Annotated in this window: 14 protein-coding genes and 1 pseudogene; 2 read left to right on the top strand and 13 right to left on the bottom strand. The window is 74.3% G+C overall.

What is annotated here, in order from left to right:
• Positions 1 to 57 precede the first annotated feature (57 nt).
• The 9 genes from JOF54_RS01385 to JOF54_RS01425 form a co-directional block, all read right to left on the bottom strand.
• Complete coding sequence (locus tag JOF54_RS01385) at positions 58 to 1278, bottom strand: Gfo/Idh/MocA family protein (RefSeq protein WP_210052312.1); 1221 nt, start codon at positions 1276 to 1278, stop codon at positions 58 to 60.
• Entirely contained in the window at positions 1275 to 3632 is a 2358-nt protein-coding gene (locus tag JOF54_RS01390; protein ID WP_210052314.1) for a family 78 glycoside hydrolase catalytic domain, read from the bottom strand. Before JOF54_RS01390 ends, JOF54_RS01385 begins: the two co-directional genes overlap by 4 nt.
• The gene (locus tag JOF54_RS01395; protein ID WP_210052316.1) at positions 3629 to 4531 is read right to left on the bottom strand and encodes a carbohydrate ABC transporter permease; all 903 of its coding nucleotides are present in this window, start codon (positions 4529 to 4531) and stop codon (positions 3629 to 3631) included. The genes JOF54_RS01390 and JOF54_RS01395 overlap by 4 nt, the downstream gene beginning before the upstream one ends.
• Positions 4528 to 5439: a carbohydrate ABC transporter permease gene (locus tag JOF54_RS01400; RefSeq protein WP_210052318.1), complete on the bottom strand. Its 912-nt coding sequence runs from the start codon at positions 5437 to 5439 to the stop codon at positions 4528 to 4530. Before JOF54_RS01400 ends, JOF54_RS01395 begins: the two co-directional genes overlap by 4 nt.
• On the bottom strand, positions 5436 to 6965 hold the full coding sequence (locus JOF54_RS01405; RefSeq protein WP_210052320.1) for an ABC transporter substrate-binding protein: 1530 nt from the start codon (positions 6963 to 6965) through the stop codon (positions 5436 to 5438). Before JOF54_RS01405 ends, JOF54_RS01400 begins: the two co-directional genes overlap by 4 nt.
• 160 nt (positions 6966 to 7125) lie before the next feature.
• Complete coding sequence (locus JOF54_RS01410) at positions 7126 to 8145, bottom strand: LacI family DNA-binding transcriptional regulator (protein ID WP_210052322.1); 1020 nt, start codon at positions 8143 to 8145, stop codon at positions 7126 to 7128.
• 70 nt (positions 8146 to 8215) lie between these two features.
• Complete coding sequence (locus JOF54_RS01415) at positions 8216 to 9406, bottom strand: cytochrome P450 (protein ID WP_210052324.1); 1191 nt, start codon at positions 9404 to 9406, stop codon at positions 8216 to 8218.
• Positions 9407 to 9482: 76 nt separating this feature from the next.
• Complete coding sequence (locus JOF54_RS01420; protein ID WP_210052327.1) at positions 9483 to 10655, bottom strand: NAD(P)/FAD-dependent oxidoreductase; 1173 nt, start codon at positions 10653 to 10655, stop codon at positions 9483 to 9485.
• A complete protein-coding gene (locus tag JOF54_RS01425) occupies positions 10652 to 10843 on the bottom strand; it encodes a ferredoxin (RefSeq protein ID WP_210052331.1) in 192 nt (63 codons plus the stop codon). The genes JOF54_RS01420 and JOF54_RS01425 overlap by 4 nt, the downstream gene beginning before the upstream one ends.
• Positions 10844 to 10975: 132 nt before the next feature.
• Here JOF54_RS01425 and JOF54_RS01430 point away from each other — a divergent pair, with 132 nt between their 5' ends.
• Positions 10976 to 11836 (top strand): helix-turn-helix transcriptional regulator, encoded by an 861-nt coding sequence (locus JOF54_RS01430; protein ID WP_210052333.1) that lies wholly within the window; start codon positions 10976 to 10978, stop codon positions 11834 to 11836.
• Positions 11837 to 11917: 81 nt separating this feature from the next.
• Here JOF54_RS01430 and JOF54_RS01435 read toward each other — a convergent pair whose 3' ends face one another.
• The 3 genes and pseudogenes from JOF54_RS01435 to JOF54_RS22105 form a co-directional block, all read right to left on the bottom strand.
• Complete coding sequence (locus JOF54_RS01435; protein WP_210052334.1) at positions 11918 to 16228, bottom strand: Ig-like domain repeat protein; 4311 nt, start codon at positions 16226 to 16228, stop codon at positions 11918 to 11920.
• A gap of 203 nt (positions 16229 to 16431) precedes the next feature.
• Positions 16432 to 16833 carry a hypothetical protein gene (locus tag JOF54_RS20600; protein ID WP_245357918.1) on the bottom strand — a complete coding sequence of 134 codons (402 nt, stop codon included), beginning with the start codon at positions 16831 to 16833 and terminating at the stop codon, positions 16432 to 16434.
• A gap of 106 nt (positions 16834 to 16939) precedes the next feature.
• Positions 16940 to 17311, bottom strand: a pseudogene (locus JOF54_RS22105) (DUF3224 domain-containing protein); the annotation flags it as partial.
• Between the two features lie 17 nt (positions 17312 to 17328).
• Here JOF54_RS22105 and JOF54_RS01445 point away from each other — a divergent pair.
• On the top strand, positions 17329 to 17586 hold the full coding sequence (locus JOF54_RS01445) for a hypothetical protein (protein WP_210052337.1): 258 nt from the start codon (positions 17329 to 17331) through the stop codon (positions 17584 to 17586).
• Positions 17587 to 17631: 45 nt separating this feature from the next.
• Here the strand turns inward: JOF54_RS01445 and JOF54_RS01450 are convergent, their stop codons facing one another.
• Positions 17632 to 18573: an NmrA family NAD(P)-binding protein gene (locus JOF54_RS01450; RefSeq protein WP_210052339.1), complete on the bottom strand. Its 942-nt coding sequence runs from the start codon at positions 18571 to 18573 to the stop codon at positions 17632 to 17634.

An 18573-nucleotide genomic window follows, 5' to 3' on the forward strand; every position in this document is an offset into this window, starting at 1 on the left:
GGGTGCCCCCACCGCTGACGTCAGCGGACGGGTGACGAGCGGGTGCTCGTCAGCAGGTCAGTCCCAGGCGGGCGTGGCCGGGCCGTCGCCGAAGTCCGGGACCAGCAGCCGCACGCCGCCCTGACGGGCGGAGTCCCAGGCGACGATGCCGGGCAGCGTGAACCGGGCGGCCTTCCAGGCGCTGACCGGCGGGTGGGTGCGGGTGGTCACCGCCCGGACGAAGTCGTCGGCCAGGAAGTGGTGGCTCCCCTCGTGCCCGTTGTGGGCGCCCTCGTACTCCTGCGGCAGCCGCGAGCGGTCCTGCACCGGGGCCGTGCCCGAGCTGAAGCTCTGCATGAGCGCCGGGTCGACGTCGCCGAAGCCCTCGGGGATCTGCCCGCCGCGGGTGTAGAAGAGGTCGCTGATGTCGCGGGTCTCGCCCTTGGCGTAGTCCTCGCCCTCGGTCTTGACGCTCAGCGTGGCGCCGTGGCCGCTCTGCTCGAAGACCTGCTCGGTGCCGTAGAACCGGAACCGCGACTCGTGGCCCTGCCAGTAGCCGAGGCGGCGGAACTCGTTGTGCCGCATGGTCCCGCCGTCGGCGAACTCGATCAGCGACGTCATGTTGGAGAACTCGTTCTGCCAGCGGGAGACCTCGCGGTCGAAGACCCCGTCCCCGCGGTCGTCGCGGATGCCGATGCAGCTCACCGAGGTGGCGTAGGTCGGCAGGGCGCCGAGCACGCCGCCGATGGCGTGGGTCGGGTAGAGCATGGGCGGGTAGCTGGCGGTGCTCTTCCAGTCGTCGCCGCCGCTGTACTGGTAGGCGGCGTAGAAGCCGTTGTCCATGTCGTGCAGGTAGTCGCCCTCGGAGTAGAAGACGCGGCCGAAGGCGCCCTCGGCGACCTGCTTGCGGGCCCAGACGACGGCCGGGTTGTAGTAGCTCGTCTCCCCCATCATGTAGATGAGGCCGGTCTCCTCGACCTTCTTGACGATGGCCTCGATCTCCTCGACGCTCACCGCCATCGGGACCGCCGAGTAGACGTTCTTCCCGGCGTCGAGCGCCTTCAGCACGATCGGGCCGTGGCTCCAGCGCTGGGTCAGCACGGCGACCGAGTCGACGTCGGAGGCCAGCATCTCGTCGATGTCGGCGAAGGTGCCGGCCAGCCCGAAGCGCTCGACGTGCTCCGCCGCCCGCTCGGGGACGAGGTCGGTGACGTAGACCTCCTCGACATCGGGGTGGAGCTGCCACAGGGACAAGAAGCTCCGGGCGAACTGCCCTGTACCGATGACGCCGATCTTCACGATGCAGACTCCTCTGTCCTGGTGGTGGTCGCGGGCCCGGTGGCCGCGGCCCCATCGTCGCACCGGGGCCGGTGGCGGTGGTCGGGCGACCCACCCCCGGGACGTGTCCGGACCGGGGCCGGGACGTCGACGTGGTGGGTCCACTCCCCCGGGCCGGCGGCGAAGGGCGCGACGCCGGGCAGGTGCACGTGCGCGGTGCTGCCGGGCGGCACGGTGACGGTGACCTCCACCGCGGCCCCGGTCCGCCGCCAGGCGGCGCCCAGCCGTCCCCGGGGGCCCTGCCGGTGGTAGGCCGCGTGCCCCAGCCCGGACCCGGTAAGCGCCGGCGCGACGACGAACTCCCGCCACTGCGGTGCGCTCATCCGCACGCCCGCGACGTCCTCGTAGAGCCAGCGCGCCATCGCCCCCATGAAGTAGTGGTTCCGGGACCGCTCGACCGGCCCCCACATCTCGAGCATCGTCGTCTCGCCCGCCTCCTTCCAGGCGCCCCAGCTGGGGGCGTCGGTGCCGGTGGCGACGGCGAGGGCGACGTCGGCCCGCCCGGCTCGGGTGAGCACGCCGAAGAGCTCGGAGAGGCCGAGGCATCCGGTGTCGTGACGCAGGCCGCGGGCCTCCAGCTCCTCGACCAGCCGCCCCACCACCGCGTCGACGTGACCGGGCGGGGTGATGCCGAAGGCCACCGGCAAGATGTTCGAAGCCTGCCGGTACCGCGGCTCGCGCTCGCTGCGGTAGCAGCCCGCGACCGGGTCGAGGAAGGCCTGGTTGACCGCGGCCGCCAGGGCGTCGGCCGCGGCTCGGAGCTCGGCCGCCTCCCCGCCCGTCCCGTCGCCGGCTCCGTGCCGCTCCAGCAGGGCGGCGCCGGCGCGCAGCCCGCGAACCAGGTAGCAGCTCGCCGCGATCCGGAGGTCGTCCTCGGGCGGGGTGCCCTCGGTGCCCGGGGCCAGGTAGTCCCCGAGCACCCCGACGACCAGGCCCGAGGGATCGACCCGGGCCAGCTCGCGCCGCAGGTAGCGCAGCAGGGGCTCGCGGTGGCGCTCGACCACCGCGGGCAGGCCGTACCAGCTGTCGAGCCGCTCGAGCAGATAGGGGTAGAGCGTCGTCCACTCCGGCGCCTCGATGTAACCCCAGCCGGGGGTGGGGGCCATCACCGGCAGCTGGCCGTCCTCGGCCTGGCCGTCGGCGAGGTCGTCGAGCCACTTCACCAGCAGGTGCTGCAGGTCGAGCTGGTGCAGCATCGCCTCCAGCGCCACCTGGGCGTCGCCGGTCCAGCCGTTCTTCTCGTAGACCGGGGTGTCGGTCGGCAGGTGGTGCAGGTTGTTCACCACCGTCGCCCGCATGGCGGTGTCGATCCAGGTGAGGACCTCGTCGTCGCAGGAGAAGGTGCTCGCGGTCGCGACGTCGGTGTGCGCGTGCTGGGCCAGCAGCTCCAGCTGGTCGGGGTGCTCGACGCCGCTCACCTCGGCGTAGCGGAACCCGGTCCAGGTGAACCGCGGCTCCCAGCTGCCGCCGCCCTCGGCGACGACGAACTCGTGCACGTCCAGCCGTTCGGAGTGAACGTGCGGGTTCTCCAGCAGCACACCGCCCGCGTCGGCCCGCTCGCCGAGCCGCAGGGTGATCCGGCGGCCCGCGTCGAGGTCCGGTGCGCTGACCTTGACCCAGCCGGCCAGCTGGCGGCCGAAGTCGGCGACCAGCGGGGCCTCGCCGCCGCCGCTCCAGGCCACCACGGGGTGCGAGGCGGTGACGCGGACGGGCTCGTGCGACCGCGGCACGAGCAGCCCGGCCGGCGGGGTGCCCCGGTGCACCGGGGACCAGCCGGAGGCGTCGAAGCCGGGCCGGTCCCAGCCGGTCGGCTCCCGCCGGGCGTCGAAGGTCTCGCCCTCGTAGAGGGAGTCGAAGCGGGTGCCGCCGGGCGCCCACCGCCACGCGTCGTCGCTGACCACCACCCCCAGCTGCTCCCCGTCGGCGCCCAGCAGCTCCAGCTGCACCAGCGCCATCCGGAGGCCGCGCCACGGCGCCTCGTGCCAGCCCCAGACGTTGGGGGTGGTCATGGCGTAGAAGCCTCGGCCCAGCTCGACGCCGAGCACGGCGGGACCCGGCTCCAGCGCCACCGGGTAGCTGCTGTGGGCGATCCGCCGGTCGTAGGCGCTGATGCCCGACTCCAGGCGGGCGTCGGAGACCGGCACGCCGTCGAGGGTGGTGCGGTGCAGCCCCAGGCCGGCGACGTGCAGCAGACCCGCGACCGTGCCGGCCGGGACGGTGAGCTCGCGGCGCAGCAGCGGCGCCACGGGCCCGTCGTCCCCGCTGGTGATCCAGTGGCCCTGCCAGCGGACCCGCGACCCCGGTGCCGCCGTCACATCTTCACCGCGCTCTGCGACAGGCCCGAGACGAAGTAGCGCATCAGCACCAGCACGAGCACGGCGATGGGCAGCGAGGCGATGGTGAACGCCGCCAGCTGGATGTTGAAGGTGTCGAGGTTCGGCGAGAAGGCCGGCGGGGTGAAGCCGGTGATCGCCACGGACACCGTCGACCCCTCCCCCTGCAGCACCAGCGAGGGGAGCACGTAGTCGCCGTAGAGCCCGACGACGTTGAGCAGGGCCAGCGCGATCACCAGCGGCCGGGCCAGCGGCAGCGCGATGTAGACGAACTGCCACAGGTGGCCGGCGCCGTCGAGCTTCGCCGCCTCGAACAGCTCCTCGGGGATGGCCTCGACGGCGCTGCGGAGCACGACGACGCCCAGCGCCTGCCCACCCGCGAGGTAGGGCAGGATCAGCCCCCACGAGGTGCCCACCAGCCCGAAGTCCACGATCTGCACGTAGAGCGGGATGAGGGTGATGAAGCCGGGGATCAGCAGCAGGCCGAAGACGGCGTAGAACCAGACCTCCTTCTCGCGGAACCGGAGCCGGGCGAAGGCGTAGCCGCTGGCCGCCGTGGTCACGGCGATGCCCAGCACGGCCAGGCCGACGACCAGCAGGGTCCGCGGGTAGGCGTAGCCGCTGGCCTCCCAGGCGAACTGGAAGTTCTGCCACCGGGGCGCGCTGGTCGGCGCGAAGGGCGACGTCTGCATCTCGGGCCCGCTGCGCAGCGCGTTGTTGACCATGAAGTAGATCGGCACGTAGCTCAGCAGGGCCACCAGGCCCAGGACGACGTTGGCCGTGACCGAGAGCCGACGGCGGGGCCGGCGCCGCGCGGGCACGGCACGGGCCGTCGCGGTGCGGTCGACGGCGGGGGCCCGGAGGGTGGTGGAGGTGGTCATCGGTCCGTCCTCAGCACGCGCATGTTGACGATGGAGAGGGCCAGCACCACGACGAAGAGGATGGTGCCGACGGCCATGCCGAAGCCGTAGTTCCCGTAGGTGATGGCCCCCTGGTACATGTAGAGCACCGGGGTGAGGGTCGCGTTGCCCGGACCTCCGCCGGTCAGCAGCAGCGGCACCATGAGGTTCTGGGTGACGCCGATGATGCTGAGCACCAGCAGCAGCTTCCACTGGCCGAAGGTGAGCGGCACCTCGAGCCGGGTGAACTGCTTCCAGCGCCCCGCCCCGTCCAGGGCCGAGGCCTCGAGCACCTCGCTGGGGATGGCCTTGAGGCCGGCGTAGAAGATCAGCACGTTGAACGCCGACACCCACGGGAAGCCCAGGAAGATCAGCGCCCATAGGGCGAAGCGCGGGTCGGCGATCCAGCTGCGGGTCAGCGACTCGAGGCCGACGCCCGCCAGCACCCGGTTGATCGGGCCCTCGGGACCGTAGAGGAACTGCCAGATGAGCACCGAGACCACGGGTGGGATGATCAGCGGCGCGGTGAAGACCGCGCGCCAGAAGTACTGCAGCCGCTCCGAGCGCAGCCGGAAGATCAGCTCCGCGACCACGAACGACGGCACGGTGGCCAGCGGCACCCCGACGGCGGTCCAGATCGCGACGTTGACCGCCGACCGGCGGAAGTCCGCGTCGGCGAACACGTCGACGAAGTTCTGCAGTCCCACCCACTCGGGGGCGTTGAAGCCGTCCCAGCGGGTCAGCGAGGTGTAACCGGCGCGCACCGCCGGGTAGTAGCAGAACAGCACGACCAGCACGAGGGTGGGCGCGAGGAAGCCGACCGCCGCGACCCGCTCCAGCACCTGGCGACGGACCGGTGGCCGCCGCTGCTGGGCGACGACCGCGCTCATGCCGGGTACTGGTCGAAGTCGACGGGGTTGGCGCGCAGGTACTCCTGCAGGCCCTTGTCGATGATCTGGGGGTACTTGGTGCTCACCTCGTCCATCCCGACCTGGCCGAGCAGGAACTGCTGGAACAGGCGCGAGACCTGGTCCGCCGCCTCGGTGGAGAACTCCGCCCCACCGCTCACCGCGTAGATCGGCTCGGCCGCGAGCGCGGCCAGGTCCTTCATGGACGCCGGCGGCGTCGTGCCCTGGAAGGTCGGCAGGAAGGCTCCGCGCTCGTTGCAGATCGCCTGGTTCCACTGCGGGGTGGAGAAGAACTTCATCCAGGAGACGACGGCGTCGAGCTTGCCCTCCTCCTTCAGCGTCGAGTCCGAGCGGTCGGTGGACACGTGGAACTGCCAGGCCGCCGACGGGCCGGAGACGGCGTTGGAGCTGTCGTAGTCGGTGGCGTTCTCGTAGGAGCCCGCCATAGCCGGCCAGGGGAAGGAGCCGACCTCGAAGTCGGAGCCGTTGTCGGCCACCGCACCCGGCGCCCAGGTGCCGTCGTAGATCATCGCCACCTTCTCGGCCGCGAAGTAGGTGCCCGGCTCGGGCGAGCCGGTCGGCGGGTTCGGCGGCAGCTGCATGATCGTCTTGTCGCAGAAGTCGAAGAGCTGCTTGGCGACCGGCCACCAGGCCAGCACCCCGGGGTTCTGCCGCGGGTCCAGCAGACCCTTCTTGTAGGCCACGGCCACGTCGGTGACCGAGATGCCCGGCTCGGCGGAGTAGGCGTCGATCTTCTCGAGCGTCTCGCGGCCCAGCATGTTGCCGAGGAAGATGCGCGACACCCAGCCGAAGCCGCTGGTGATCGGCTGGATGGCCAGCGGGGTCACGCCCCGCGCCGACAGCGCCCGGCAGACCTCCAGCAGCTCGGCCCAGGTGGTGGGCGGGGTCAGGCCGGCGTCGGCGAACATCTTCACGTTGTAGAAGAAGGCCGTCCCGACGAAGTCGCCGTTGTTCGTGTAGAGCGTCTCGGGGTTGACGGCGGTGGTCGCGTAGACCGAGGTGTTGAAGACGTCGCGCCAGCGGGTGTTGCCCTCGACGAAGGGGTTGGGCTGGTCCATGTAGGCGTTGAGGTTGGTGGCGACGCCCTTGGGGAACGAGGTCTTGACCAGCGGGGCCTGCTGCCACCACACGTCGGGCAGCTGGCCGCCGGTCGCGGCGGTCTTCATCTGGTCGACCTCGTAGGTGTACTCCGAGCCGAGGAACTTCACGGTGATGCCCGGGTAGAGCTTGGTGAACTCCTCGGCGGCCTTGCCGAACTGCTGGAGCTTCGCCGTGCCGGGTGCGAGCTTCACGCCCTCGACCGCCGGCGTGTACCCCTGCGCGCCCATCGTGATGGTGCCCTTCCACGTGAGGTCGGGCAGACCGTCGGCGCGGGTGGCGACCGACCCGCTGCCGGTCGGCCCGCCGGCGCTGGTGCTGCAGCCGGCCAGGGCGGCCGCCCCCGCGAGGCCGGCGGTGCTCCCGAGCAGTCCACGGCGAGTGATCATGTCCATCTCCTTTGACAGGTGGTTTCCCGGCCTCACCCGCGCGCTGGTGCTGTCCGCAGCGACTGAATGGTTTCAACGGCCCCTGCGGGCAAACGTAGAACGTTCCACAGATCGACGTCAAGGGGGTCTCGGCCGGCCCGCGTCGCCGGGTGGGTGGAGGTCAGGTCGTCGCGCGGACCACGAGCTGCGGGGGCACGAGCACGTGCCGGGGCTCGGCGCGGCCGGCCAGCCGCTCGACCAGCAGCCGGGCGGCGAGACCGCCCATCTCGGCGGCCTGCTGGTCCACGGTGGTGAGGCTGACGGCCCGCAGGGCGGCGGCCGGGACCCCGTCGCACCCCGCCACGGCCAGGTCGTCCGGCGCCCGCCCGCCCCGCTCCAGCAGCCGGTCCAGGACGGCGAGCGCCACCATGTCGGCGCCGGCGTGCACGGCGGTCGGCGGCGTCGGGCGGCCCAGGAGCTCGTCGACGAGGCGGCGGCCGCCCTCGGCCGACCACTCCCCCACGACGACGTCGGCCTGCAGGCCGTGCCGGCGGACGGCCTCCCGGTAGCCCGCCTCGCGGAACTCCTCGGGCAGCCCGCCGGACCGGGTCGGCTGGGTGTGGAAGGCGATCCGGCGGTGCCCGCGGCTGACGAGGTGGTCGACGGTGAGGGCGGCGCCGAGGGCGTCGTCGCTGGCCACGGAGTCGAAGGCCGGGTGGGCGCCGTGCCGGCCGAGCAGCACCAGCGGGACCTCCGCCGCCAGCTGCACCAGGTCGTCCTCCGACATCGTCGGCGTGATGAGGATCAGCCCGTCCACCTGGCGGTCGACCATGGAGCGGGCGGCCTCCAGCTGGGTGGCGCCGTCGGCGTCGGTGAGGGTGATCAACGCGCTGAACGCGCTGCGCCGGGCCTCGCGGGCGACGCCGTCGAGCAGCATCGGGATGAAGGGGTTCCGCGGGTCGAGGGAGGAGACGCCGAGGGTCCGGGTGCCGGTGCGCATGCTCTGCGCCGACACCATCGGCCGGTACCCCAGCTCGGAGACCGCGGTCTCGACCCGCTCGCGCATGGAGGGGCTCACGCCGTAGGCGTTGCGCAGCACCTTGGACACGGCCGCCGGCGACACCGCGGCCCGGCGGGCCACGTCGACGATGGTCGGTCGCCGACCGGCGGGTCGGGGGCCCGTGGTGCGGGCGGCAGCCATGGTCTCGCTTCTCTCGACGGGTCGGGGCGCGGTGGGCCGGGCCGCCGCTCGCCGCTGAGCCTAGTGCCGCTCACGCCGGTGCCGTCGCATCCCAGCGGACGAGGAGCTCGCCCGCCTCGTAGGTGGCGACGGGGTGGGCGAAGGGCAGCGGCGCCAGCTGCTCGGCCGCCACCAGCTGCAGCCCGGGCAGGCCGAGCAGCACCTGGCGGACCGCCTCGGTGATCTCGACGCGGGCCAGCTGCTGCCCGATGCACCCGTGGATCCCGTGCCCGAAGCCCAGGTGGCCGAAGGCGTCCCGGCCCGTGTCGAGCTCGTCGGGCCGGTCCCAGCGCTGCGGGTCCCGGTTGGCCGCGACCGCGGAGACCGACACCGTGGTGCCGGCGGCGACGGGGCAGCCGGCGAGCTCGACGTCCTCCCGCGCCGTCCGCGGGAACAGCGTCAGGAACATCGCGCTGACCCGCATGAACTCCTCCACGGCGGGCCCGACGAGGGCCGGGTCGGCGCGGAGGGCGGCGAGCTGCCCGGGGTGGCGGAGCAGCGCGAGGACCGTCGTGGTGATCGTGTAGGCGACCGAGTCCCGCCCGGAGAGCATGAGCATGAACAGGAGGCCCTCGACCTCCGGGTCCGTGACGTCGGGGCGGGCGAGCAGGCCGCTGACCACGTCCTCGCCCGGGTCGGCCCGGCGGAGCGCGACCAGCCGCCGGATGAAGTCGTGGCGCTCCTGGGCGGGCGCGGGCTCGACGAAGAGGTCGACCCACGCGTCCTCCTGGTCCGGCGGGACCCCGAGCACCTGGCAGTGGGTCCGGGCGGCGACGGGCTGGGCGAAGCGCCGCCAGAGGTCGTTGGGCGAGCCCTCGGCCCGGAACCGCGCGAGGGCCGACGCGACCGTGGCGGCCACCGCAGGGCCACGCGCCCGCACCCGCTTGAGCGCGAAGCCGGCGGCGACGGCCCGCCGCAGCCGGGCGTGCTCGGCGCCGTCGAGGGAGAGCAGGCTGGCCCGCTGCGCCTCCCGCCCGGCGTCGTCGAGCGGGTCGGGAGGGTCGCCGTCGACCGCTGCCGGCGCTCCCGGGCCCCGGGGCATCCGGGCCGGCTGCATGCTGAACCGCGGGTCCTCCAGCAGGGCCCGGGCCAGCGCGTGGTCGGTCACGACGAGGCCGCGGTGACCGTCGGCGTAGTCCAGCGGGGTGGCCGGCGCGACCGCGCGCCACGCCGCGAGCGCGGGCGAGGGCTGGAGCGGGGTGCCGTCACCGGGCAGGGTCACCGGTCCGGGGCGACCCGGCTCGGGGGCCGTCCCGAACGCAGGCCCGGAGGGGGCACCGGCGCGGGCCGGGCACCCCTCAGCGACGGGCACCGGGGGCTCCGGGGGACTCCGCCGTGACGAGCCCGCGGGCGACGCGGAACGCGCGACCGGCGCCCCAGCCCACGACGCCCGTGGTCCGACCGGCGGCGGTGGCGGCCAGCAGCGTCCCGCTCGCCGACGGCAGCGGTTCCAGCGAACGGCCGGGCGGGAACCACCCGTAGGCCTGCACCCGGGTGCCGTGCAGCTCCGACCACAGGAAGGGAACCGCGGGCTCGGGTGGGGTCCCGTGCACGAGCCGCCGCGCCACGGCCAGGCCCTGCTCGACCGCGCTGGTCTGGTGCTCCACCCGCCGACCCCGGCCCGTGCGGGCGTCGCGCCAGCGGGCCACGTCGCCGACCGCGTGGACGTGGGGCGCCGCCAGACCGGCGGGGTCGCAGAGCACCCCGTCGGCCAGGTCCAGCCCGGAGCCGCGCAGCCAGCCGGTCGTCGGCACGCCGCCGAGGGCGGCGACGACGAGGTCGACCGTCAGCCGGGACCCGTCGTCGAGCTCGACGCACCAGCGTCTCGTGCCGACCGGCCGGACACCCAGCACGGCCCGGCCCAGCCGGAGGTCGACCGCGTGCTCGCGGTGCAGCGCCGCCAGCCGCTCGGCGAGGAGGGCGCCGACGGTGCCCAGCGACAGCTCTCGCGACCGACCCACCAGCGTCACCGCGACGTCGAGCGCCCGCGCGGCCGACGCGATCTCCTGGCCGAGGATCCCGGCCCCCACCACCACCAGGTGCCGCGTCCCGAGCAGCCGCGCCCGCAGCCGCACCGCGTCGTCGAGGGTGCGCAGGACGGGCACCCCGGCCCCCGCCCCGGGCAGCCGGCGGGCGGTCAGGCCGGTGGCGACGACCAGCTCCGCGTAGTCCTGCCACCGTCCGCCCAGGGCCACCCGGCGGTTCCGCGGGTCGAGCGCGGTAGCGGGGCACGAGGTCCGCAGCGTGATGCCGCGGTCGGCCAGCGCCGCCGCCGAGCGCACCTCGGCGCGCTCGGGCGACCAGGCCCCGGTGAGCACCTGCTTCGACAGCGGCGGGCGGCCGTAGGGGGCGTGGGCCTCCGCGCCGACCAGCAGCACGGGGGCCGTGCAGCCCTCGGCGCGCAGGGCCTCCGCCGTCGTCACCCCGGCGGTCGAGGCGCCGACCACGACGACCGGTGGGGTGCCGCTCACCCGCGCACCCGGATCGCCCGTGCGGGGCACAGCGCGGCCGCGCGCTCGACCGCCGTCCGCTGCTCAGCACCCGGCGCGGCGGTCAGCAGCTCGACGAGGCCGTCGTCGTCCTGGTCGAACACCTCCCCGGCCACCAGGGCGCACTGCCCCGCCGCCACGCACGCGTCCCGGTCGACGTCGACCTCCATCGGCTCCACCTCTCCTCGGCTGCTCCGACGCTAGGAGGGACGACCCGGTGCCGACCAGGCACCGGGGATGCAGGTCATGGACAGGACGCGCGGCGGAGTGCCCGGGTCCCCCCGCGGGGTCATGCTGGGGGCATGGAGGACGAGCGCCAGCCGGGTCCGGTCGTCGTCGGCGCCAACGGGTACCGGTTCCGCAGCGGCGAGGAGATCGAGCACGACCGGGTGATGAGCCTCTGCTTCCTCTGGGTCGTCGAGGGCGGCGGCCAGGTCGTCTCCGGCGAGCGCACCGGCCGGCTGGACAAGGGCTCGCTGCTGCGCCTGCCGTGGGGCCACCACGTCCGGTACCGGGCCGACGAGCGCCGGCCGTTCCACCTCGGCACGTTGCACCTGGTCCCCCGTCACGCGGCCGGGACCCCCGTCGTCCCCCGGGTGGCGCACCGCCCGGGCGACCCGCTGCTGCACGACCCCGCGCGGCGGGGCGACCCCCGGTCCCCCGGCTGGCGCCAGGGCAGCGCCGCCGACCCCGGTGGAGCCCGGTTGGTCCACCTGGGCTCCTACGCCGTCGAGCGCTGGCTGGCCGAGCCCTTCGACGAGGTCGTCGGCCGCGCGCTGGGCCGCCTGCTGCTGGCGGAGGACGCGGTGTGGTCGCGCCACCGGCCCGCGCCGCGGCTGGCGCCGCCGCTCGCGGAGATGGTGCGCTTCGTCCGGGGCGACCTCGGCCGCCGGCTCAGCGTCGCCGACGTCGCCGCCGCCGGCGGGTGCAGCACCTCCACCGCGCAGCGGCTGTTCCGCGAGGGCACCGGCAGCTCCGTCCAGGGGTGGGTCCGCCGCACCCGGATGGAGGAGGCCGCCCGGCTCCTCCGGGGCTCCGCCCTCCGGGTCGGGGAGGTGGCCGCCGTGGTCGGCTACCCCGACCCGCTGCACTTCTCCCGGGTGTTCAGCCAGACCTTCGGCACCTCGCCCTCCCGCTACGGCCGCGGCGACCTGCGGCCCTGAGACGGCCCGCGAGAGGCTCCGGACGCGCCGACGGCGGCCCCGGGTGACCGGGACCGCCGTCGGCGACGTGCACGGGGTGGGTCAGGCCCGGCGACGCGCCCGGAGCAGGGCGGCCCCGCCGGAGCCCAGCAGGGCGAGCCCCAGCAGGCCCAGCAGCAGACCGGGACCACCGGTGTGCGCCAGCGAGCCACCACCGGTGGTACCACCGCCGCTGACCGGCTGCTCGGCCACCGGCGCCGTCGAGGGCGCCGGGTCCGGGTCGGCGGGCTGCGCCGGCTCGGGCGGCTGGGTCGGCTCGGCAGGCTGGGTGGGCTCGGTCGGCTCCTCGACCGCCGGCTCCACGAGCAGCACCGTGGTCGCCTCCGACGGCTGGTGGTCGGCGTCCCCGCCGTAGCGCACCACCAGGTCGTAGGAGCCGTCCTCGAGGTCGGCCGGCGTGCTGCACCCGTCGTCCGCGGTCACGTCGACGGTGCACAGCTCCTCACCGGCGGCGGGGACCCGCAGGGCGGCCTCGACCTCCACGGGCGCCTCCGGCTCGGCGAGCGCGACCGTCACGGTCCCGGTGGCCCCGACCGGCAGGCCGCCGAAGGTGATGCGCGCCGGCTGCCCCTCGGTGCTGGAGAACCGCTCCTCGGTGGTCACCTGGGTGGAGCGGGGCCCCACCACGAGCGTGGTCTCACCCGTCGCCGCCGCGAAGTTGGCGTCGCCGCCGTAGCGGAAGGTCAGCCGGTACGTGCCGGCCCGGAGCCCGGCCGGGCCGGTGCAGGTGGTGCCCGGGAGCTGGATCTCGCAGAAGGGCAGCTCGGTCCCGTCGGGGCCGGTGTAGGTCACCACGACCGTGCCGGTGGCGCCGTCGAGCGGGGCGATCGCGACCTCGGGCCGCGAGCCGGACGTCCCGGTGGTGGTCGGCGAGGCGGGGAGCTTCGTCAGCTCGGCCTGGCCCACCTCCCACGTCGTCGTGGTCTCCGTGCCCTCGTGGTTCGCGTCACCCGGGTAGGACACGACCAGGGTGTAGCGCCCGGCGTCGACGTCCACCGGGGTGGGGCACGTCGTCTCGTCCTCGTCGAGGTCCAGCGTGCAGACCTCGAGGACGTCGCCGTCCTCCGAGCGCGCGGTGACCGTCACGGTGCCCGTGGCCGCCTCCGGGAGCCCGACCACCTGCACCTGCCCGGCCGTGCCGAAGACCGACGTCAGCGGGGCGATCGCGCCGATCGTGGTGGCCCGCTTGCCCACCGTCAGCGTCGTGGTGGTGGTGGAGGCGGCGAAGTTGTCGTCCCCGGAGTACGCGACCTCCAGCTCGTGCTCGCCGGCCGGCAGGTCGGCGGGCAGGGTGCAGGGGACGCCACCCGGGACGGTGACCGTGCAGAGCTCGCGCTCGCCCAGCCGGACCACGACGGTCCCGGTGGCCCCGTTCGGGAGGCCGTCGAACGAGACGGTCGCCCCCGTGCCGAAGGTGCCGGCCACCGTGGCGGCCGTCTCGAGCGTGGTCGCCTGCTGCGCGACCTCGAGGACCACCTCGGCGACCGACGGCGCGTGGTTGGCGTCACCGGCGTAGCGGACGGTCAGCGTGTAGCGGCCGGGCCGGGTGAGCCCGTCGGTCGCGCAGCTGGTCTCGTCCTCGTCGAGGTCGATGGTGCACTCGGTGCCCGCCGGCCCGCCGGTCACGGTGACCAGCCCGGTCGCCCCGGCGGGCAGCCCGTCGACGGCGATCGTGGCCGGCGCGCCGTAGACGGCCGCCACCTCGGCGTCGGCCTCGACCGCGGTGGGCCGGACGTCGACGTCGAGCTCGACCGTCGTGCTGGAGCCCAGGTGGTCGTCGTCGCCGGAGTAGGTGACGAGGGCGGACCGCTCACCGGCCGGGAAGTCGGCGGGCAGGTCGCAGCTGGTGGCGGTGGCGACGTCGAACCGGCAGACGACCTCCCCGCCGACGGTGACCGTGACGGTGCCGGTCGCGCCCTCGGGCAGGCCGCCGGCCTGCACCGTGGTCCGGCTGCCGTAGGTGCCCGACGCCGTGGCCGGCGTGGTGAGGGCGGTGCTGGCCCGGTCGACCACCAGGTCGGTGGTCAAAGTGGCCGGCTGGTAGCGGTCGTCACCGGCGTAGTCCAGGCGCAGGACGTGCTCCCCGGCGCGGAGGTCCGCCGGGAGGTCGCAGCTCTCCGGGTCGTCGCCGAGGTCGTAGGAGCAGGCCTCGCGGCCGTCCACGAAGACGGTCACCCGGCCCGTCGCGCCCTCGGGCAGGCCGGGCAGGCTGACGGTCGTCGGCTGCCCGAAGGTGCCGGTGACCAGCTCCTCCGGCGGCAGGGCCGGCGTCGCCCGCTCCACCGTCAGGGTGCCGGCCCCGGCCGCCACCGGCGCGTACCGGGCGTCGCCCGCGTAGCTCAGGGTGACGGTGTGCGTGCCCACGGGCAGGTCGGCCGGGGTGCGGCAGCTGCTCGAGCCGGGCAGGGTCACCTCGCAGAGCACCAGGGCGCCCGCGCTCACCGTCACGGTGCCCGTCGCCCCGGCGGGTCGCAGCGCCACCTCGACGGTGGAGCGCTGGCCGAACTCGGTGGTCCGGTCGTCGAGGGTCGCGCTGAGGCTGGCCTCGGCGAGAGTGACCGCGACCGCGGGGAGCGCCACCGTCCGCTCCGCCCAGTTGGCGTCGCCGGAGTAGGTGAGGTCCACGGGGTAGGTCCCGGGCTCGAGGTCGGCGTCCACCGCGCAGCTGGTGGCGGGCAGGGTGGCGCTGCACAGCACCGTCTCCCCCGAGCGGAACGACAGGGTGCCGGTGGCCGAACCCGGCAGGTCGCCCGCGCTCAGCGTGACGGCCGAGCCGAAGGGCGCCGAGGCCGGGTCAGCGCTGCCGGTCAGACCAGGGGTACCCCGGCCGACCGTGCCGGTGAAGTCCCGGGTGGCCGTGCCGCCGGCGTTCGTGGCCGTCACGGTGAAGCTGTAGGTTCCGGCCCTCGTCGGCGTCCCCGTCACCACGCCGGTGTCGCCGTCGAGGCGGAGCCCGGCGGGCAGGGCGCCGGTCGTCACGGCGTAGGTCGGGGCCGGAGCGCCGCCGGCGGTGACGGAGCCGGTGGTGGCCGTCCCCACGGTGAGGTCGCCGAGGGCGGCGTCGCCGTAGGTGGGCGCCAGCGGGACGAAGAAGGCCGTCGTCCCGACGTTGTTGTTGAGGCCGCCCGTGACCGAGGCGACGTTGTCGAGCGACAGCGTGTAGGTGCCGTAGGTCGAGGCGACCACGGGGACGCCGACGACGCAGTTCGCCGTCGCGCCCACCGAGGCGCCGGTCAGCGTGACGCTGGTCCCGCCGTCGGTCGCCGTCAGCGTGCCGCCGCAGGTGTTCGAGCGGGTGCCGGGGGCCAGCACCGTGCCCGTGGGCAGGTTCACCGCGTAGCCGAGGCCGACGGCCGCCGTCAGGTTGGTGTTCTCCACCGAGAGGTTGAGCCGGACCGGCTGACCGGCGGTGGTGAAGGTGCGGTCGAACCCGCCGGAGAGGTTGGTCCCCTGCTTGTTCACGAACTGCTGCAGGGCCGCGGTCTGGGTCCCGGGGGTGCTGCCGAGGTTCCACTGCACCATCAGCCCGGCGTCGTGCGTCTGGTTGGTGGCGACGAAGCCGATGTCGCCGCCGGTCTGGACCGTGCCGTAGGGGGTGTAGAAGGACTGCGAGGTGGCGCCGTCGAACTTCTTCGACTCCGGGACCTCCCGGATGCCGAACTGGATCTGGGAGGAGGTGTTCAGCGAGATGACCGAACGGACCGGGGAGGTCAGCATGACGCCGTAGCCCTGGTCCGAGCCGCCCGGCGCGGTGTCGCCGCCGAGGTAGAACTTGACCGGCTCGGTGTTCCCCTCCGGGATCACGAACGCGTAGCTGTCCGTGACGAAGTCGTTCGGGTAGGTGTAGGTCACCGTGCGGGTGACCTGGTACTCGAGCCCGTTCTTCGTGGCGACGTAGCGGACCCGGGCACTGGCGTTGCCCGTCCGGTCCGGCTTGACGTCATCGGTCGAGGTGCTCCCCCCGGTCGACACCACCGTGAGCGAGGACCAGTCGCCCACGTCCATCCCGGGGCCGGCTTGACCGAAGGCGGTCCCGCCGACTGCCAGCATGGGAGCACCGGCCGAGCAGCAGTACTGCTGGGTCCCGCGGTAGAACAGCGCGTCCTGACCAGGCACGTAGTACTCGTCGAAGGACTCGTCGCCCTCGTCGGACTGACGCGACAGCGCGTTGATGGTGAAGCGCAGCCCATCCGTGCCGTCGGCCAGCCGACCGCCGCCCGGGTTGAGCACGACCTGGGGGGCCCCGAGCTGGCCCTGGGCGGCAGAGGCGGTGGGAGCGAGTGCTCCGAGGGGGATGAGGAGCCCTGCGGTGCTGAGCAGGAGGGCGAGAGCGAGCCTGATGGCACGAGTCATCGGGGGTGGAACCGTTCTGGTCGAGCCGACCGCGACGCGGACGACAGATCTGGCGGTGGTCCCCCGAGGGACTTCTGCGCGGGACAGTACAGAACTCGGCCGCTCCTGGCCAACCCGCGACGGGCTGCGATGAGACGCACCAGGATCCGCTGCGAGGCTCGACGCGCTGGTCGATCCCGCTCCCGACCCGGTCGGCGCTCGGCTCAGCCGGTCAGGTCGGTGACGACGGGCAACGCCGCCGACATCGCCTGCTCGGTGCCGAGCAGGCCTGAGAGCCGCTCGGCGGCGTCAGGGCCACCCAGGTCGACCGAGCCCTCGCGGGCCAGGACGACCACGCAGTGGCTGCCGAGGGCGTCGACGGCCGTCCACCAGCCGTCCGGGGTGACGGGGTCGAGGAGGTGGTCCAGCAGCACCCGCCCGTTGGCCACCACCTGGAGCCGGTCCAGGCCGCTCCGCACCTCGCCTACGGCACCGGACTGCAGGGGCTGGCCGAACGGGACCCAGCCCTCCCGGGTGAGCCGCAGGCGCAGCAGCTCGTCCGTCGAGGTGGTGGCGAGCAGGACGGGGATCGGCCGGCCGCCGGGGATGAAGGTCTGCACGTACACCCGGGTCACGGTACGAGAGGTCTCTTCCCCGCCGAGCACGGCCGGGGACCGGTGGACCGGCGGCGGCTCGGCCGGGCAGCTGGTGGTCGGGGGCGTCGTGGTGGCCGTCCGCGTCCTCGGAGATCGTCATCGACCCGGTGAGGCCGACCAGCTCGCCCGTCGCGGAGTCGGGGACGACCGTCACCTCGAGACGCGTGCCGCCGCCCTGGGCCGTGCCCACGTGCAGCAGCACGAAGGAGCCCTGCCGGCCGCCGAGGGAGCCCCGCACCTGCTCGACGGCGACGTACCCGGCCCTGGTCTCCACCGGGGTGCGCGCGCACGTCAGGTGGACGACACCGGTCCCCTCGAGCGGTCCGTGGAACGTCTTGTCGATCGTCATCCGACCCAGCACCACCCGTCCTCGGCGGACAGCGGCGGCTCGGGACGGGCGGAGGTGTCGAAGGTTCCGACGGCGGTGGCCAGGGGACGTGTCCAGCACCCCGCTAGCCTGCGGTCATGGAACTGGCCGAGCGTCCCGAGCGACCCCACCCCGCCGGCTGGGTGGTCGCCGAGTTCACCCCCAGCGGGGAGCTCGTCGACCGCCTGCACCGCGACGGCCACGTCTGGGACGACGAGGTCGAGGCGGCCCGGGTCGTCGAGGAGGGCGACAGCCCGGACCGCCCGCTCGTGCTGTACGCGCTGGTCCCGGCCTGGGGGCCGGTCGAGCCGCCGACCGCGACGGTCGCGGACACGGGCACGTCCGACCCGGGCTGAGCCGACCGCCCGCTGACGTCCGCGGGGCGGCCGGGTTCGTCGGACTCAGGCCGCGGCGTCGTCCGGGTCGGCGGCGCGGAGGTCGCGCGGCCGGGTGACGTGAGCGGCCAGGACGTCCCTCACGGTGGTCCAGGGCTGCTCGCCGTACCGGTCGTTGTCGACGTGGTGCAGCTGGGCCTGACCGCTGAACATGCTGACGAAGTACTGCATGCCCTGCCAGGCGGGGAACGTCTCGTCCTCGTCCTTGGCGAAGCGGCGGCCCACCTTGCTCATCAACGACAGGGTGCCGGTGGTGCCCGCCCACTGCAGCGCGAACCGCGTGCCGGTCAGCTCGGTCATCGTCCGTGCGACCTCGCGGGCGGTCACCCGGTCGCCGGCGACCTCGACGACGCGGGGCGCCGCGGGGTCGAGCGCGACGAGCGCGACGGTCCGGGCGACGTCGTCCTTCGTCGTGAAGTCGAGGACCTGGTCCGCCGAGGACCAGAAGAGCACGCGCTGGCGGCCGAACATGATCATCGGCGCCTCCCCGGTGAGCATGTCGGTGAAGGCGCCGTTCAGCACCGAGGTCGCGCGGACCGGTGCGGCGTCGACGGCGGCCGCGAACTCGCGACGGAGCTCGAAGTTGCGGTTGCTGCCCACGGCGATCTGGCGGTAGTCAGCCGAGTAGTCGCTGGGGATGAACCGGGCGACGCCGGCGCGCACCGACGCGTCGAGCAGGACCCGCTGGGCGTCGACGATGACCGGACGGGTGCCGCTGAGCGCCGAGACGACGGTCTCGACCCCGGTGAGGGCGGCGCTGAGCGTGACCGCGTCGTCGTAGGTGCCCTCGACGACGTCGACGCGCGGGTCGTGGCCGAAGAGGTCGGCGGCGGTGCCGCTGCCCGGCCGGGTGAGGACCCGGACCCGGGTGTCGTGGGTCAGGAGCTCGGCGACGATGCGTCGGCCGAGGTCGCCGGTGGCGCCGGCGACGAGGACGGTGGTGGTCAT

It is taken from the genome of Microlunatus capsulatus (assembly GCF_017876495.1).
GTDB classification, from domain to species: domain Bacteria; phylum Actinomycetota; class Actinomycetes; order Propionibacteriales; family Propionibacteriaceae; genus Microlunatus; species Microlunatus capsulatus.

What these genes read in the sequence shown, in the direction of transcription:
- JOF54_RS01445 (WP_210052337.1), top strand. Translation starts at nt 17,329, where the DNA reads ATGGAACTGGCCGAGCGTCCCGAGCGACCCCACCCCGCCGGCTGGGTG.
- JOF54_RS01410 (WP_210052322.1), bottom strand. Translation starts at nt 8,145, where the DNA reads ATGGCTGCCGCCCGCACCACGGGCCCCCGACCCGCCGGTCGGCGACCG.
- JOF54_RS01405 (WP_210052320.1), bottom strand. Translation starts at nt 6,965, where the DNA reads ATGATCACTCGCCGTGGACTGCTCGGGAGCACCGCCGGCCTCGCGGGG.
- JOF54_RS01425 (WP_210052331.1), bottom strand. Translation starts at nt 10,843, where the DNA reads ATGGAGGTCGACGTCGACCGGGACGCGTGCGTGGCGGCGGGGCAGTGC.
- JOF54_RS01400 (WP_210052318.1), bottom strand. Translation starts at nt 5,439, where the DNA reads ATGAGCGCGGTCGTCGCCCAGCAGCGGCGGCCACCGGTCCGTCGCCAG.
- JOF54_RS01450 (WP_210052339.1), bottom strand. Translation starts at nt 18,573, where the DNA reads ATGACCACCACCGTCCTCGTCGCCGGCGCCACCGGCGACCTCGGCCGA.
- JOF54_RS01395 (WP_210052316.1), bottom strand. Translation starts at nt 4,531, where the DNA reads ATGACCACCTCCACCACCCTCCGGGCCCCCGCCGTCGACCGCACCGCG.
- JOF54_RS01435 (WP_210052334.1), bottom strand. Translation starts at nt 16,228, where the DNA reads ATGACTCGTGCCATCAGGCTCGCTCTCGCCCTCCTGCTCAGCACCGCA.
- JOF54_RS01430 (WP_210052333.1), top strand. Translation starts at nt 10,976, where the DNA reads ATGGAGGACGAGCGCCAGCCGGGTCCGGTCGTCGTCGGCGCCAACGGG.